A 15091-nucleotide genomic window follows, 5' to 3' on the forward strand; every position below is an offset into this window, starting at 1 on the left:
TGTTCCGTACGACGTTGTACGGGACATCAGGGGACGGGTCACACGGTCAGTGCGCGATCCGTCGGCTTGATGGGAGCCGGCAGGGCGCTGGCTCCGGTCAGGAAGCGGTCCACGCCCTTGGCCGCGGAACGGCCCTCGGCGATGGCCCACACGATCAGCGACTGGCCTCGGCCGGCGTCACCGGCGACGTACACGCCGGGGACGTTGGTGGCGAAGTCCGTGTCGCGGGCGACGTTGCCGCGCTCGTCGAGCTCCAGGCCGAACTGCTCGACCAGGCCGTTCTCCCGGTCGGTGCCGGTGAAGCCCATGGCGAGGGTGACCAGCTGGGCCGGGATCTTCCGCTCGGTGCCCGGCCTCGGCTCCGGGCGGCCGTCCTTGAACTCCACCTCGGTCAGGTGCAGCCACTGGACGTTGCCGTCCTCGTCGCCCTCGAAGTGGGTGGTGGAGACGGAGTAGAGCCGCTCACCGCCCTCCTCGTGCGCGGAGGTGACCTTGTAGAGCATCGGGAAGGTCGGCCAGGGCTGGTTGGGGTTCCGCTCGTCGCCCGGCTTGCCCATGATCTCCAGCTGGGTGACGGAGGCCGCGCCCTGGCGGTGGGCGGTGCCGACGCAGTCCGCGCCGGTGTCGCCGCCGCCGATGACGACCACGTGCTTGCCCTCGGCGCTGATCGGGGCGACGGTCAGGTCGCCCTCCTGCACCTTGTTGGCGAGCGGGAGGTACTCCATCGCGAAGTGGACGCCGCTCAGCTCGCGGCCGGGCACCGGAAGGTCGCGGGAGGTGGTGGAGCCGGCGGCGATGACCACGGCGTCGTAGCGCTTGCGCAGCTTCTTGGCGTCGAGGTCCCGGCCGATCTCCACCTCGGTACGGAACTTGGTGCCCTCCGCGCGCATCTGCTCGATGCGGCGGTTGATGTGGCGCTTCTCCATCTTGAACTCGGGGATGCCGTAGCGCAGGAGGCCGCCGAGACGGTCCGCGCGCTCGTAGACGGCGACGGTGTGGCCGGCCCGGGTCAGCTGCTGGGCGGCGGCGAGCCCCGCCGGGCCCGAGCCGATGACGGCGACGGTCTTGCCGGAGAGGCGCTCGGGCGGCTGCGGGGTGACGTCGCCGTTGTCCCACGCCTTGTCGATGATGGAGACCTCGACGTTCTTGATGGTCACCGGCGGCTGGTTGATGCCCAGCACACAGGCGGCCTCACAGGGTGCGGGGCACAGACGACCGGTGAACTCCGGGAAGTTGTTGGTCGCGTGCAGCCGCTCGCTGGCCTCGGTCCAGTCCTCGCGGTAGGCGTAGTCGTTCCACTCGGGGATGAGGTTTCCGAGCGGGCAGCCGTTGTGACAGAACGGGATACCGCAGTCCATGCAGCGCGACGCCTGCTTGCTGATGATCGGCAGCAGGGAGCCGGGCTGGTAGACCTCGTTCCAGTCGTTGACGCGCTCCTCGACGGGGCGGGTCTTGGCGATCTCGCGCTCGTGGTTCAGGAAGCCCTTGGGGTCAGCCATTGGTCGCCGCCTCCATCATCTTCTCGTGGGTCTCGGACTCGGAGAGTCCGGCTCGCTCGGCGGCGTCCTTGGCGGCGAGCACTGCCTGGAATGTGGCCGGGACGACCTTGCTGAAGCGGGCGGCGGCCGTGTCCCAGTCGGCGAGGAGCTTCTCGGCGACGGTGGAGCCGGTCTCCTCCTGGTGGCGGCGCACGACGTCGTGCAGCCACTGCTTGTCGGTGTCGTCCGGGGTGGTGACCGCATCGGCCAGTTCACGGTTGACGTTGTCCGGGTCGAGGTCGATGACGTAGGCGATGCCGCCGGACATGCCCGCCGCGAAGTTGCGGCCGGTCTCGCCCAGGACGACGGCATGGCCGCCGGTCATGTACTCGCAGCCGTGGTCGCCGACGCCCTCGGAGACCACCGTGGCACCGGAGTTACGGACGCAGAAGCGCTCGCCGACCCGGCCGCGCAGGAACAGCTCGCCGCCGGTGGCGCCGTAGGCGAGGGTGTTGCCGGCGATGGTGGAGTACTCGGCGAGGTGGTCCGCGCCGCGGTCCGGGCGGACGATGACCCGGCCGCCCGACAGGCCCTTGCCGACGTAGTCGTTGGCGTCGCCCTCCAGGCGCAGCGTGATGCCGCGCGGCAGGAACGCGCCGAAGGACTGGCCGGCCGAGCCGGTGAAGGTGATGTCGATGGTGTCGTCGGGCAGACCGGCGCCGCCGAACTTCTTGGTGACCTCGTGGCCGAGCATGGTGCCGACGGTCCGGTTGATGTTCCGGATCGCGATCTGTGCCCGGACCGGCTGGGCGGCCTCGGCGTTCTCCGCGGCCAGGGCGTCGGCGGCGAGCTTGATCAGCTCGTTGTCGAGCGCCTTCTCCAGGCCGTGGTCCTGCTCGATGACCTGGTGGCGCACGGCGCCGTCGGCCAGCTCGGGGACGTGCAGCAGCGGGGCCAGGTCCAGGCCCTGCGCCTTCCAGTGGTCCACGGCGCGGGAGGTGTTCAGCAGTTCGGCGTGGCCGACGGCCTCGTCGAGGCTGCGGAAGCCCAGCTCGGCGAGGATCTCACGGACCTCTTCCGCGATGAACTGGAAGAAGTTGACGACGTACTCGGCCTTGCCGCTGAACCGCTCGCGCAGCGTCGGGTTCTGGGTGGCGATGCCGACCGGGCAGGTGTCCAGGTGGCAGACGCGCATCATGATGCAGCCGGAGACGACCAGGGGTGCGGTCGCGAAGCCGTACTCCTCGGCGCCCAGCAGGGCGGCGATGACCACGTCGCGGCCGGTCTTGAGCTGACCGTCGGTCTGCACCACGATCCGGTCGCGCAGGCCGTTGAGCAGCAGCGTCTGCTGGGTCTCGGCCAGACCCAGCTCCCAGGGGCCGCCCGCGTGCTTCAGCGACGTGAGCGGCGAGGCACCCGTACCGCCGTCGTGGCCGGAGATCAGCACCACGTCCGCGTGCGCCTTGGAGACACCGGCGGCGACCGTGCCGACGCCGACCTCGGAGACCAGCTTCACGTGGATGCGGGCCTGCGGGTTGGCGTTCTTGAGGTCGTGGATCAGCTGAGCCAGGTCCTCGATGGAGTAGATGTCGTGGTGCGGCGGCGGCGAGATCAGCCCGACGCCGGGAGTGGAGTGCCGGGTCTTGGCCACCCACGGGTAGACCTTGTGGCCGGGCAGCTGACCGCCCTCACCGGGCTTGGCGCCCTGGGCCATCTTGATCTGGATGTCGTCGGAGTTGACGAGGTACTCGCTGGTCACACCGAAGCGGCCGGAGGCGACCTGCTTGATGGAGGAACGGCGCGCCGGGTCGTAGAGACGGTCCGGGTCCTCGCCGCCCTCACCGGTGTTGGACTTGCCGCCCAGCTGGTTCATGGCGATGGCCAGGGTCTCGTGCGCCTCCTGGGAGATGGAGCCGTACGACATGGCGCCGGTGGAGAAGCGCTTGACGATGTCGGACGCCGACTCGACCTCTTCGATCGGGATCGAGGGGCGCTCGGAGGCGAAGGAGAACAGGCCGCGCAGCGTCATCAGCCGCTCGGACTGCTCGTTCACCCGCTCCGTGTACTGCTTGAAGATGTCGTAGCGGCGCGAGCGGGTGGAGTGCTGGAGCCGGAAGACGGTGTCCGGGTCGAAGAGGTGCGGCTCGCCCTCGCGGCGCCACTGGTACTCGCCGCCGATCTCCAGCGCGCGGTGCGTGGCGGCGATGCCGGAGGCCGGGTAGGCCTTGGCGTGCCGCGCCGCGACCTCCTTGGCGATGACGTCCAGGCCGGCGCCGCCGATCTTGGTGGCGGTGCCGCGGAAGTACTTCTCGACGAACGCCTCGTCCAGACCGACGGCCTCGAAGACCTGCGCGCCGCGGTAGGAGGCGACGGTCGAGATGCCCATCTTGGACATGACCTTCAGGACGCCCTTGCCGAGCGCCTTGATGAGGTTCTTGATGGCGGCCTCGGCCTCCACACCGGGCAGGAAGGTGCCGGCGCGGACCAGGTCCTCGACGGACTCCATGGCCAGGTACGGGTTGACGGCCGCGGCACCGAAGCCGATGAGCAGCGCGACATGGTGCACCTCGCGCACATCGCCGGCCTCGACGAGCAGACCGACCTGGGTGCGCTCCTTGGTGCCGATGAGGTGGTGATGGACCGCGGCGGTGAGCAGCAGCGACGGGATCGGCGCGTGCTCGGCGTCGGAGTGGCGGTCGGAGAGCACGATCAGCCGGGCGCCGTCGTCGATGGCGGCGTCGGCCTCGGCGCAGATCTCCTCGATCCGGGCGGCCAGCGACTCGCCGCCGCCGGAGACCCGGTAGAGGCCGGAGAGGGTCACGGCCTTCATGCCGGGCATGTCGCCGTCGGCGTTGATGTGCACGAGCTTGGCCAGCTCGTCGTTGTCGATGACCGGGAAGGGCAGGGTCACGCTGCGGCAGGAGGACGGGGTCGGCTCCAGGAGGTTGCCCTGGGGGCCGAGGGAGGAGATCAGCGAGGTGACGAGCTCCTCGCGGATGGCGTCCAGCGGCGGGTTGGTGACCTGCGCGAAGAGCTGGGTGAAGTAGTCGAACAGCAGCCGGGGGCGCTCGGAGAGCGCGGCGATCGGCGAGTCGGTGCCCATCGAGCCGATGGGCTCGGCGCCGGCCTTGGCCATCGGGGCGAGGATGACGCGCAGCTCTTCCTCGGTGTAGCCGAAGGTCTGCTGGCGGCGGGTGACCGAGGCGTGGGTGTGCACGATGTGCTCACGCTCGGGCAGGTCCGCGAGCTCGATCAGACCGGACTCCAGCCACTCCTGGTAGGGCTGCTCGGCGGCGAGCTGCGCCTTGATCTCGTCGTCCTCGATAATGCGGCCCTCGGTGGTGTCCACGAGGAACATCCGGCCGGGCTGCAGCCGTCCCTTGCGGACGACCTTGGCGGGGTCGATGTCCAGGACGCCGACCTCGGAGGAGAGCACGACCAGGCCGTCGTCGGTGACCCAGTAGCGGCCGGGGCGCAGACCGTTGCGGTCGAGGACCGCGCCGACCTGGTTGCCGTCGGTGAAGGTGACACAGGCCGGGCCGTCCCAGGGCTCCATCATCGTGGAGTGGTACTGGTAGAAGGCACGCCGGGCCGGGTCCATGGAGGGGGAGTTCTCCCACGCCTCGGGGACCATCATCAGCACGGAGTGCGGCAGCGAACGGCCGCCGAGGTGGAGCAGCTCCAGGACCTCGTCGAAGGAGGCGGAGTCGGAGGCGTCCGCGGTGCAGACCGGGAAGATCCGCTCCAGTTCCTCGCTGCCGAAGAGCTTCGAGGCCAGCTGCGACTCACGTGCCCGCATCCAGTTGCGGTTGCCCTTGACCGTGTTGATCTCGCCGTTGTGCGCGACGAAACGGTACGGGTGCGCGAGCGGCCAGCTCGGGAAGGTGTTGGTGGAGAACCGCGAGTGGACCAGCGCGATGGCGGTGGCGAAGCGGCGGTCGGACAGGTCCGGGAAGAAGGGCTCCAGCTGGCCGGTGGTCAGCATGCCCTTGTAGACAATCGTCCGGGCGGACAGCGAGGGGAAGTAGACCCCGGCCTCCCGCTCGGCGCGCTTGCGCAGCGCGAAGGCCTTGCGGTCCAGCGCCAGGCCGGTGTTCTGGCCATCGCTGACGAAGATCTGGGAGAAGGCCGGCATGGTGGCGCGGGCGCCGTTGCCGAGCAGCTGGGGGGCGACGGGAACGACGCGCCAGCCGATGACGTCCAGGCCCTCCTCACCGGCGATCGTCTCGATGCGTGAGACGGCCTCGGCCGCTTCCTGGGCCTCGGACGGGAGGAAGGCGATGCCGACGGCGTAGGCGCCGGCCTCGGGGAGCTCGAAGGTGACGTTCTCGCGAAGGAACGCGTCCGGCACCTGGAGCAGGATGCCGGCGCCGTCACCCGAGTCGGGTTCCGAGCCGGTGGCACCGCGGTGCTCCAGATTCGTCAGGACGGTGAGTGCCTGCTCGACCAGTGCGTGGCTGGCCTCGCCGGTGAGGGTGGCCACAAAGCCGACGCCACAGGCGTCGTGCTCATTGCGCGGGTCGTACATGCCCTGCTGGGCAGGGCGGCCGTCCATGGGCGACCAGGCGGCGGCGCTGGCGCTGCTGGTGGTCGCGGAGTGCGTGGACGCGAAACGCATCGGCTCTCCCAACGTCGTCGTGGCATAGGCATTGCCGAGGGACGACGTTGGCCCTCCGCGAAATTTCGTGCAGGTTACAGGATGGCTCCCTTCCCAAAAAGCGAAAAGGGGCTTCCAACATGCGGACACCGCACATGCGGTGAGTCAGTACGCGGACGGAATCGGGGCCGTCCCACAAGGCGGCGTTCGGCGAGCGACATTGCCCGCGACGCCTGGGCCTTATGCCCGGTCGTCAACAAACCGAAACCGCTGGGTAACGCGGTAATTATGCAGTCACTCGCATGACACCTCAGCCTACGACGGTTCCGAACAGTGCTCCCAGGGCGTACGTCACACCCGCCGCGGCGCCGCCGAGGGCCAGTTGGCGCAGCCCGCTGAACCACCAGGAGCGCGCCGTCACCCGTGCCACCACAGCCCCGCAGGCGAACAGTCCGGCCAGCGCGAGCAGCACCGCGGGCCAGATCTCGGACGCCCCCAGCAGATAAGGAAGGACAGGCAGCAGTGCGCCGAGTGCAAACGATCCGAAGGAGGAAACCGCGGCAACGGTGGGCGAAGGAAGGTCGGACGGGTCGATACCCAACTCCTCGCGGGCATGGATCTCCAGGGCCTGCTCCGGGTCCCGGGAGAGCTGTTCCGCGACCCGCCGGGCGAGCGCCGGCTCGACCCCGCGCGACTCGTAGAGGGCCGCCAGCTCCTCCAGCTCGTCCTTCGGGTGCTTGCGCAGCTCGGTCCGCTCAATATCCAGCTCGGCCTCCACCAGCTCCCGCTGCGAGGCGACCGAGGTGTACTCCCCCGCGGCCATCGAGAAGGCGCCGGCGGCCAGGCCCGCGAGGCCGGTGATGATGATCGTCTGCTGCGACAGCGCACCGCCGGCGACACCCGTCATCAGGGCGAGGTTCGAGACCAGCCCGTCCATCGCGCCGAAGACCGCGGGGCGCAGCCAGCCGCCGTTGACATCACGGTGGGTGTGGTTGTCGCGGTGGGCCACATGCGTCGGCGCCGCGGCATCCATGATCTCCATGACGGACATATCGGTACCTACTCCCTGCAACGAGGTGTGGGCCGATGGCGGCACTTCCCCCTCCAACACCTCGAAGTTATGCGCGCATTACCCTCCGCCGCTAGCAAGGAAGGCCGAACTTACCGCGCTGACCTGCGGTTTTTCCGCGGGCCCGGTGATGAGATCCGGGTCACACACCCTTTTCGGGTCCTCGGGCGGTCCGGTCCGGCGGGCCGCCCGAGGGAGTCGACCGGGTGACCCTGCCGCCCCGGAGAGGAGAGCCGGGCCGCCGCGTGGCACGGATACAGCGCAGCGGTCCGAAGCCGGCCGGCGCCCCGCGGTCCCGGGCGGCGGTCCGGCCCGTACGACAGAACGGCACGCACCATGAGCGCAGCGCACTCCCCGCCCGCGGATCCGGCCGTGCCCGCCGCGGGCGACGGTGGGCGCGACCGGGCCCGCGGCGCGATGCTCGGGCTCGCCGTCGGTGATGCGCTCGGCGCCCCGGCGGAGAACATGAAGCCCTCGCAGATCCGCCATCGCTGGGGCCGGATCGAGGGGTATGTCGAGGACGACCCGGCCGGCACCGACGACACCGAGTACGCCATCTTCTCGGGGCTGCTGCTCGCCGGGCACGGCTCGGCGCTGACCGTCGCCCACGTCGAGGCCGCGTGGCACCAGTGGATCGCCGACCGCGACGAGGGGCCGTTCCGCGGCGCGGGCTTCAGCGAGCGCGGCACCTTGGAGAACCTGCGCCGGGGCCTGGCCGCCCCCATCTCCGCCCAGCACCGGCATGCCTGGAGCGACGGGCTGGCGATGCGCGCCGCGCCGTTCGGGGTGTTCGCCGCCGGGCGGCCCGCCGAGGCCGCCCGGCTGGTCGCCATCGACGGCACCGTCAGCCACGACGGCGAGGGCATCTACGGCGGCATGGCGGTGGCCGCCGGGGTCGCCACCGCCATGGTCGCCCTCCCCCAAGGACCTTCGACAGGCTCCGCTCCAGGGGGGACCCCCAACACCGACGCGGTGATCGCCGCCGCGCTGTCCGTCGTACCGGAGGACTCCTGGACCGCCCGCTCGCTGCGCCGGGCGGTCGGCGCCGCCCAGCGCTCCCGCTACGACTCGGGCATCACCCAGCTCGGCACCGAGCGCGCGGTGCGCTCCGCGGTCGTGGTCGGCGGCTACCCCTGGACGGATCTGGCGCCCGAGGCCGTCGGCTTGGCCTTCGGCGCCTTCGCGGCGGCCCGCGGCGACTTCTCCGGCTCGGTGCTGACCGCGGTCAACATGGGGCGCGACGCCGACACCACGGCGGCCGTGGCCGGCGCGCTGGCCGGTGCGCTCTGCGGCGCCGCCGCGATCCCCGAGGACTGGGCCGGTGCCATCGGCCCGGCGCGCGGCAGCTGTCTGCCGTCGATGGCCGGCTATCACGTCCTGGACATCGCGGAACTGCTGACGCCGCAGGGGGCCTGGGCCCGTACCGCGGTGCGGCCGGGGACCGGGAGGGACGTCGGGGCCGGAGCGGGCGCCGGGGTGGGGGCCGGATGAACGGCGGGCGCGCCCCGCGGGACGCCGCCGCCCCGGGCGGTCCCCCGGACACCGCCGACGCACGGGGCCGTATCGAAGGGCTGCTGCTCGGGCTGGCCTCGGGCGACGCCGCCGGGTGGCCCGCGGCCCGGCACCGGGCGGCGCGGATGCCGGAGTGGACCCGGCGGCTGACCCGTGAACTGGACACCTTCGCCGAGCAGAACGCGACCACGACCCTGCCGGTGCCGATCGCGCTGAACCAGCCGCCCGAGCCGCTGCGGCTGGGCCCCTCCGACGACGCCGAGTGGGCGGCCTTCACCGCCGAATCGGTGCTCACCGCGGCCGATGCGCTCCTCAGCGACCTGGGCCGCGACCGCCGGATGCGGGCCGCGATCGACCTCGCCTGGAACGCGCTGGCCGGCGAGGTCGCCGCGGCCGCCGACCGGGCACCCGAGGTGGAGTCCGCCGTGCTGCCGCTGCGCGCCCGGATCTCCGTACGGGCCGGGCTCGGCAACCTGGCCGCCGGGCTGCGGCCGCCCGCCACCGGCCACGACAACCCGCACTTCTTCGACGACGCGGCCTGTGTGCGCGCCGTCGTGCTGGCGGTGGTGCATCCGGGCGAGCCGTCCGCGGCGGCCGACCTGGCCGAGTACGACGCGCGCTACACCCAGGACGGCGACGGGGTGCACGGCGCCCGTGCGATGGCCGCCGCGGTCGCGGCCGCGCTGGGCGGCGCGGGGGCCGGCGGCTGTGTGGACGCGGCGCTGGACCAGCTCCCCGAGGGCACCGAGATCCGCCGCAACGCGCTGCATGCGGTCCGGCTCGCCCAGGCCTTCGCCACCGACGGTCGTGGCCGTTGTTGCCGCCCCGGCACCGCCTTCGCCCTGGTGCCCGTGCTGGAGCACGAGATCGTCGATCACGTCTACAGCTACGGCATCGCCGCGGCCGAGACCGTCCCGGTGGCACTGGCGCTCGCGCTGGCGTCGGACGGGCTGGTCGCCGAGGCGGTACCGGCCGCCGCCTGCCTCTCCCGGGTCGCCGACTCCGCCCCGGCCCTGGCCGGGGCGCTGACCGGAGTGCTCGGCGGCGCCCACGCCCTGCCCCGCACCTGGCGCGACGCCTGCCGGGTGCTGTCCGGCTGTGCGCTGCCACGGCTGGCCGGCACGGACCTCGTCGAGCTGGCCGGGCTGCTCGCCGGTACGGAGCTGACCGCCCCCGAAGCCGCGGGGGCGGCCGTCCCGCCGGCCCTCCCGGAAACCGTCCCCGGCGCCCTTGCGGCCGCCTCCCTCTCCCCCACCGTGGAAGGACTCACCCGCACATGACCTACGCAAGCGAGCAGACACCGGCCACGACGCCGGGCACGGCGGACGCGTCCGGCGCGGAGGCCGCCCAGGCCACCCGGGTCCTGCCGGGCATCGCGGTCACCCCGGTCGCCACTTCCTCGCCCATGAGCCCGGTGCCTCCCGTCGTCTCCGCCCCGCCGTCCCTGGAGGACCGGGCGGCCGGGGCTCTGGTCGGCGCCGCCGTGGGCGATGCGCTCGGCGGGCCCGTGGAGGGCTGGTCGCCGCAGGAGATCGTCAGGCGGCACGGCGGCCGGGTCGGGGGCATCGTCGGACCGTTCCACGACGACTGGCGCACCGCCCGCCCGATCGCGCCGTACCACAAGGGCGACGGCCACGTCACCGACGACACCTTGATGACGCATGCGCTGGTGCGGGTCTACGAGACCGTGCGCGATCACCTCGACGCCTATGACATCGCCGACCACCTCGTACCGGATCTGATCGGGACTCCCCGCTGGATCCCCGAGCTGGAGACCGAGGCGCTGCCGCTGCAGCGGATCTTCCTCGCCGAGAAGTGGATCGTGGCACGGCTGCACTACGGGCATGCGGACCCGCGCGAGGCGGGCGTCGGAAACATCGTCAACTGTGGTGCGGCGATGTACATGGCACCGGTCGGCATCGTCAACGCCGGTAATCCGGACCGGGCGTACGCCGAGGCGCTGGACATCTCCGGCGCCCATCAGGCCTCCTACGGGCGGGAGGCGGCGGGGGTGTTCGCCGCGGCGGTGGCCGCCGCGTTCACGCCGGACGCCACCCCGTCCTCGGTCGTCGTCCAGGCGCTGCGGCTGGCCAAGGACGGCACCCGCGCCGCGATCGAGGCGGTCTGCGAGGCCGCGGCGTCGCTCACCGACCCCGAGTCGGCGCTGGTGCCGCTGCGTGCGGCGATCGCCCCCTTCGACACGGTGGGCCCGGACTACCGCAACCCGTCGCTCGGTGCCCGGCGCCCCTCCCGGCTGCACGCCATCGAGGAACTCCCCATCGCCCTGGGCATGTTGCTGATCGGTGGCGGCGACTTCCGGGCCACGGTCCTCGGCGCGGTCAACTACGGCCGTGACTGCGACTCGATCGCCACGATGAGCGGCGCGCTCGTCGGCGCCCTGCGCGGCGCGGCGGCGGTGCCGGCCGAGTGGAGCGAGGAGGTCGCCCGCGCCAGCCGTCTCGATCTGCAGGCGCCCGGGACCGCGCTGGCCGCCGTCGCCCGCGAGATCTTCACCCGTGACCGGGCCCGCGCCCGCACCCATGAGCAGGCCTTCACCGCCATCTCGGCCATCCCGGCGATGACGGAGGCGGGCGAGCGGTGACGGCCACGGCGGCCGTCGCCCGGCCCGTTTCCGCGGCGCCGCTCCGGGTGACCTGGGTGCAGCCCGAGGACCTGATGGGTCATGAGCTGCGGCAGGCGGCGGAGGACGGCCGGGACGCCGCCGGGATCGCGCGGCGGTGGCGGGTGGCGGGCGGCACGACGGCTCCCGGCCGGGCGGGCGCCTCCCCCGGCCCCGCGGACCCGGCGCTTCGGGCCCTCGCCGGGACGCTGCTCGACGAACTCGCGCTGCTGCCCTGCCCGTCGGAGGACGACGAGCCCACCGGACTGACGGCCATTCAGGCAACCTGGGCGCCGGTGAGCCGCGGCCCCCGGCCGGACGGCCGCACCCTGACCGCCCGCCTGGAGGCCGCCTGGCTCGGGCGGGCGGCCGGCTGTCTGCTCGGCAAGCCCGTCGAGAAGCTGCCGCTCAGCGGTGTGCGCGCGCTCGCCCGCTCGACCGGTAACTGGCCGCTGGCCGCGTACTTCACCGACAGCGGACTCGATCCCGCGGTGGCCGCGTGCTACCCGTGGAACCGCCGCAGCCGCACCACCTCGCTCGCCGGGAACATCGACGGCATGCCCGAGGACGACGACCTCAACTACCCGCTGCTCGGTCTGCTGCTCCTCGAACGCCACGGACACGGCTTCGCCACCGCCGATGTGGCGCGACTGTGGCTGGACGAACTCCCGGCCGGCCGTACCTTCACCGCCGAGCGCCTCGCGTACCGCAATCTCCTGGACGGCATCGAGCCGCCGCACACCGCGCGGCACCGCAACCCGTTCCGGGAGTGGATCGGCGCGCAGATCCGGGCCGACATCTTCGGCTGGACGCACCCCGGCGATCCGGCGGCCGCCGCAGCCGAGGCCTGGAAGGACGCCACGCTCAGCCATACCGCGAACGGCGTGTACGGCGCGATGTTCGCGGCCGCCGCGCTCGCCGAGGCGGCCGGCGGCACCGCCGACGTGCACGGCGCGCTGCGGGCCGGGCTGGCCGTGATCCCGGCGCCCTCCCGGCTCGCGCAGGCCGTCCGCTGCGGGATCGCGGCGGCGCACGACGAGCCCACCGGTACGCCGGCCGGCTTCGCGGCCGTCGTCGACCGGCTGCACACCGCGTACGGGCACCACCACTGGGTGCACGCCGTGCCGAACGCGGCACTGCTGGCCGCCGCGCTCACCCACGCCGACGGCGACTTCACCGGCTCCATCTGCCGTGCGGTGTCCGGGGGTTGGGACACCGACTCCAACGGCGCCACGGCCGGCTCGCTGGCGGGGCTGCTCGCCGGATCGCCCCGGGCGCTGCCCGCCCGCTGGACGGCACCGCTGCGCAACCGGCTCGCCACCGGCGTCGGCGGGCTGGACGGCATCGGCTTCGACACCCTCGCGGCACGTACCGCCGCCCTGGCCGTGCCACGCCACTCCCCCGACCGACCGGAGGCACCCGCGCCATGACCGACCCGTCCCTGTCCGGGATGACCGGGCCCGCCGCCGGCGACCGCACCGCCGCTGAGCCCCCCGCCGGCGGTCCGCTCGCCGGGCTGCGGGTGCTCGACCTCGCCACGCTGTTCGCCGGTCCGCTCGCCGCCACCCTGCTGGGGGACTACGGCGCCGAGGTGATCAAGGTCGAGCATCCGCACCGGCCCGACCCGTCGCGCGGCCACGGCCCCGCCAAGGACGGCATCGGGCTGTGGTGGAAGCTGCTGGGCCGCAACAAGAAGACCATCACGCTCGACCTCTCCCACCCGGACGGCCGGGACGTCCTGCTGCGGCTGGCAGCCGGGGCGGACGTCGTCGTCGAGAACTTCCGGCCCGGGACCCTGGAGCGATGGGGGCTGGGCTGGGACGAGCTGTCCGCCGCCAACCCGCGGCTGGTGCTGGCCCGGGTCACCGGCTTCGGGCAGTTCGGCCCGTACGCCCGCCGCCCCGGGTTCGGCACCCTGGCCGAGGCGATGAGCGGCTTCGCCGCGATCACCGGTGAGCCGGGCGGGCCGCCGACCCTGCCGCCGTTCGGTCTCGCCGACGCGATCGCCGGGCTGACCACGTCGTACGCCGTGATGGCCGCGCTGCACGGGCGGGCGGCCACCGGGCACGGCCAGGTCATCGACCTGGCGCTGATCGAACCGATGCTGACCGTCCTCGGCCCGCAGCCGCTCTGGTACGACCAGCTCGGCCATGTCCAGCCGCGGACCGGCAACCGCTCCGCCAATGTCGCGCCGCGCAACACCTACCGCACCGCCGACGGCTCCTGGGTGGCGGTCTCCGCCTCGGCCGAGTCGGTCGCCGAGCGGGTGATGCGGCTGGTCGGCCGGCCCGAGGTGATCGACGAGCCCTGGTTCGCGACCGGGGCGGGACGCGCCCGGCACGCCGATGAGCTCGATACGGCGGTCGCGGACTGGATCGCCCGGCACGACCGGGCCGAGGTGACGGCCGCCTTCGAGAAGGCCGAGGCGGCTGTGGCGCCCATCTACGACATCCGCGAGGTGATGGCGGATCCGCAGTACCAGGCGCTGGGCTCGATCACCGAGGTCCCGGACGACGAGCTCGGCACCATCCGGATGCAGAACGTCCTCTTCCGGCTCTCCCGGACGCCGGGCGCCATCCGGTGGGCGGGCCGCCCGCACGGCGCGGACACGGACGAGGTGCTAGCCGGAATCGGGCTGACCGGTCCCGAGATCGACGGGCTGCGCACGGCGGGTGCACTGTGAAGCCGGCTCCCCCGGCGCCTCGGCAGACCGCCGTTCCCACGCCGCTGACCTGGCTGTATGTTCCCGGGGACCGCCCCGAGGTGGTCGCCAAGGCGCTCGGCTCCGGGGCCGATGTGGTCGTGATCGACCTGGAGGACGCGGTCGCCCCGGACCGCAAGGAGTACGCGCTGCACGCCACCGCCGAGCTGCTGAGCGACCCGTCCCCGGGCCCCTCCCCGGTCCATGTCCGCGTCAATGCGCTGGACGGCCCGCTCGCCGAGACCGAGATCCGCACGCTCGCCACGCAGCCGGGCCTGGCCGGTCTGCGGCTGCCCAAGGTGCAGAGCCCGGCGGATGTCCAACGCGCCGCCGGCTGGGCGACGGCGGCGGCCCGGCCCGTCCCCGGGCACCTCCCCTACGCCGCGGAAGGGGCCGTGCGCCCGGCCGGGCGCACCCTCGCGGGCCACCGGCCCCCTTCCCGTACGGCCGCGGGAACCACCACCGCCACCCTCGCCCCCGCGGCCACCGCGAGCGCGCTCCCCGCCACCCCGGCCCTGTACGCCCTGCTCGAATCCGCGCTGGGCATCGAGCACGCCTTCGCCATCGCCACCGCGCACCCGGCGCTCCGCGGGATCGCGCTCGGCGAGGCCGATCTGTGCGGGGAGCTGGGGGTGCGGGACGACACCGGGCTGGCCTGGCCGCGCAGCCGGACCGTGGTCGCCGCCCGCGCGGCGGGGCTGGCCCCGCCGCCGCAGTCGGTCTACCCCGACCTCCACGATCTGGACGGGCTGGCCCGGTCCTGCGACCGGGGCCGCGCCCTGGGGTTCCTGGGCCGGGCGGCAGTGCATCCCCGCCAGCTCCCGGTCATCGAGGCCGCGTATCTGCCCTCGGCGGAGGAGATCGCGGTGGCACGGGAGACGGTGCGGGCGGCCGCGGCGAAGGGCGGCGGGGCGCTGGCGCTGCCGGACGGCCGGTTCGTGGATGCGGCGGTGGTCGCGGGGGCCCGGCGGGTGCTGGAGCTGGCCGAGCGCCGGCGCTGACCGCGCGCCGCCGCCGGGTCCGGATTCCGGGTCCGGGTCCGGGTCCGGGTCCGGACAGCACAGCGCCGGGCGGATCCGACGTATCGGGTCCGCCCGGCGCGGTCGGCAGCCGG

General features: G+C 73.3%; 9 protein-coding genes. 6 read left to right on the plus strand and 3 right to left on the minus strand.

Translation table 11 applies throughout. The features are described from left to right. Window positions 1-38: 38 nt before the first annotated feature. The 3 genes from ACGFWI_RS32520 to ACGFWI_RS32530 form a co-directional block, all read right to left on the minus strand. A complete protein-coding gene (locus tag ACGFWI_RS32520) occupies window positions 39-1499 on the minus strand; it encodes a glutamate synthase subunit beta (protein ID WP_393909635.1) in 1461 nt (486 codons plus the stop codon). After that, complete coding sequence (gltB, locus tag ACGFWI_RS32525; RefSeq protein ID WP_393909636.1) at window positions 1492-6096, minus strand: glutamate synthase large subunit; 4605 nt, start codon at window positions 6094-6096, stop codon at window positions 1492-1494. Before gltB ends, ACGFWI_RS32520 begins: the two co-directional genes overlap by 8 nt. A gap of 289 nt (window positions 6097-6385) precedes the next feature. Next, complete coding sequence (locus tag ACGFWI_RS32530) at window positions 6386-7117, minus strand: VIT1/CCC1 transporter family protein (protein WP_393909700.1); 732 nt, start codon at window positions 7115-7117, stop codon at window positions 6386-6388. Between the two features lie 363 nt (window positions 7118-7480). Between ACGFWI_RS32530 and ACGFWI_RS32535 the strand changes: the two genes are divergently transcribed. The 6 genes from ACGFWI_RS32535 to ACGFWI_RS32560 all read left to right on the plus strand — a co-directional run bounded on the left by ACGFWI_RS32535 (window position 7481) and on the right by ACGFWI_RS32560 (window position 14978). Further along, window positions 7481-8635 carry an ADP-ribosylglycohydrolase family protein gene (locus tag ACGFWI_RS32535; RefSeq protein WP_393909637.1) on the plus strand — a complete coding sequence of 385 codons (1155 nt, stop codon included), beginning with the start codon at window positions 7481-7483 and terminating at the stop codon, window positions 8633-8635. Then, window positions 8632-9936 (plus strand): ADP-ribosylglycohydrolase family protein, encoded by a 1305-nt coding sequence (locus ACGFWI_RS32540; protein WP_393909638.1) that lies wholly within the window; start codon window positions 8632-8634, stop codon window positions 9934-9936. The genes ACGFWI_RS32535 and ACGFWI_RS32540 overlap by 4 nt, the downstream gene beginning before the upstream one ends. A gap of 125 nt (window positions 9937-10061) precedes the next feature. Further along, window positions 10062-11258 carry an ADP-ribosylglycohydrolase family protein gene (locus ACGFWI_RS32545; RefSeq protein WP_393909701.1) on the plus strand — a complete coding sequence of 399 codons (1197 nt, stop codon included), beginning with the start codon at window positions 10062-10064 and terminating at the stop codon, window positions 11256-11258. A 74-nt stretch (window positions 11259-11332) separates the two neighbouring features. Next, window positions 11333-12706, plus strand: a complete 1374-nt coding sequence (locus tag ACGFWI_RS32550) for an ADP-ribosylglycohydrolase family protein (RefSeq protein ID WP_393909702.1) — start codon at window positions 11333-11335, stop codon at window positions 12704-12706. Window positions 12707-12726: 20 nt separating this feature from the next. Next, on the plus strand, window positions 12727-13959 hold the full coding sequence (locus tag ACGFWI_RS32555) for a CaiB/BaiF CoA transferase family protein (RefSeq protein ID WP_393909703.1): 1233 nt from the start codon (window positions 12727-12729) through the stop codon (window positions 13957-13959). Beyond that, complete coding sequence (locus ACGFWI_RS32560; RefSeq protein WP_393909639.1) at window positions 13956-14978, plus strand: HpcH/HpaI aldolase/citrate lyase family protein; 1023 nt, start codon at window positions 13956-13958, stop codon at window positions 14976-14978. The genes ACGFWI_RS32555 and ACGFWI_RS32560 overlap by 4 nt, the downstream gene beginning before the upstream one ends. Window positions 14979-15091: the final 113 nt, after the last annotated feature.

This window comes from Streptomyces sp. NPDC048434, from assembly GCF_043200375.1.
Taxonomy (GTDB): domain Bacteria; phylum Actinomycetota; class Actinomycetes; order Streptomycetales; family Streptomycetaceae; genus Streptomyces.

Excerpts from the sequence above, each read along its gene's own strand:
- ACGFWI_RS32550 (WP_393909702.1), top strand. The coding sequence starts at position 11,333 with ATGGGTCATGAGCTGCGGCAGGCGGCGGAGGACGGCCGGGACGCCGCC.
- ACGFWI_RS32555 (WP_393909703.1), top strand. The coding sequence starts at position 12,727 with ATGACCGGGCCCGCCGCCGGCGACCGCACCGCCGCTGAGCCCCCCGCC.
- ACGFWI_RS32535 (WP_393909637.1), top strand. The coding sequence starts at position 7,481 with ATGAGCGCAGCGCACTCCCCGCCCGCGGATCCGGCCGTGCCCGCCGCG.
- ACGFWI_RS32530 (WP_393909700.1), bottom strand. The coding sequence starts at position 7,117 with ATGGAGATCATGGATGCCGCGGCGCCGACGCATGTGGCCCACCGCGAC.
- ACGFWI_RS32520 (WP_393909635.1), bottom strand. The coding sequence starts at position 1,499 with ATGGCTGACCCCAAGGGCTTCCTGAACCACGAGCGCGAGATCGCCAAG.
- ACGFWI_RS32545 (WP_393909701.1), top strand. The coding sequence starts at position 10,062 with ATGAGCCCGGTGCCTCCCGTCGTCTCCGCCCCGCCGTCCCTGGAGGAC.
- gltB (WP_393909636.1), bottom strand. The coding sequence starts at position 6,096 with ATGCGTTTCGCGTCCACGCACTCCGCGACCACCAGCAGCGCCAGCGCC.
- ACGFWI_RS32540 (WP_393909638.1), top strand. The coding sequence starts at position 8,632 with ATGAACGGCGGGCGCGCCCCGCGGGACGCCGCCGCCCCGGGCGGTCCC.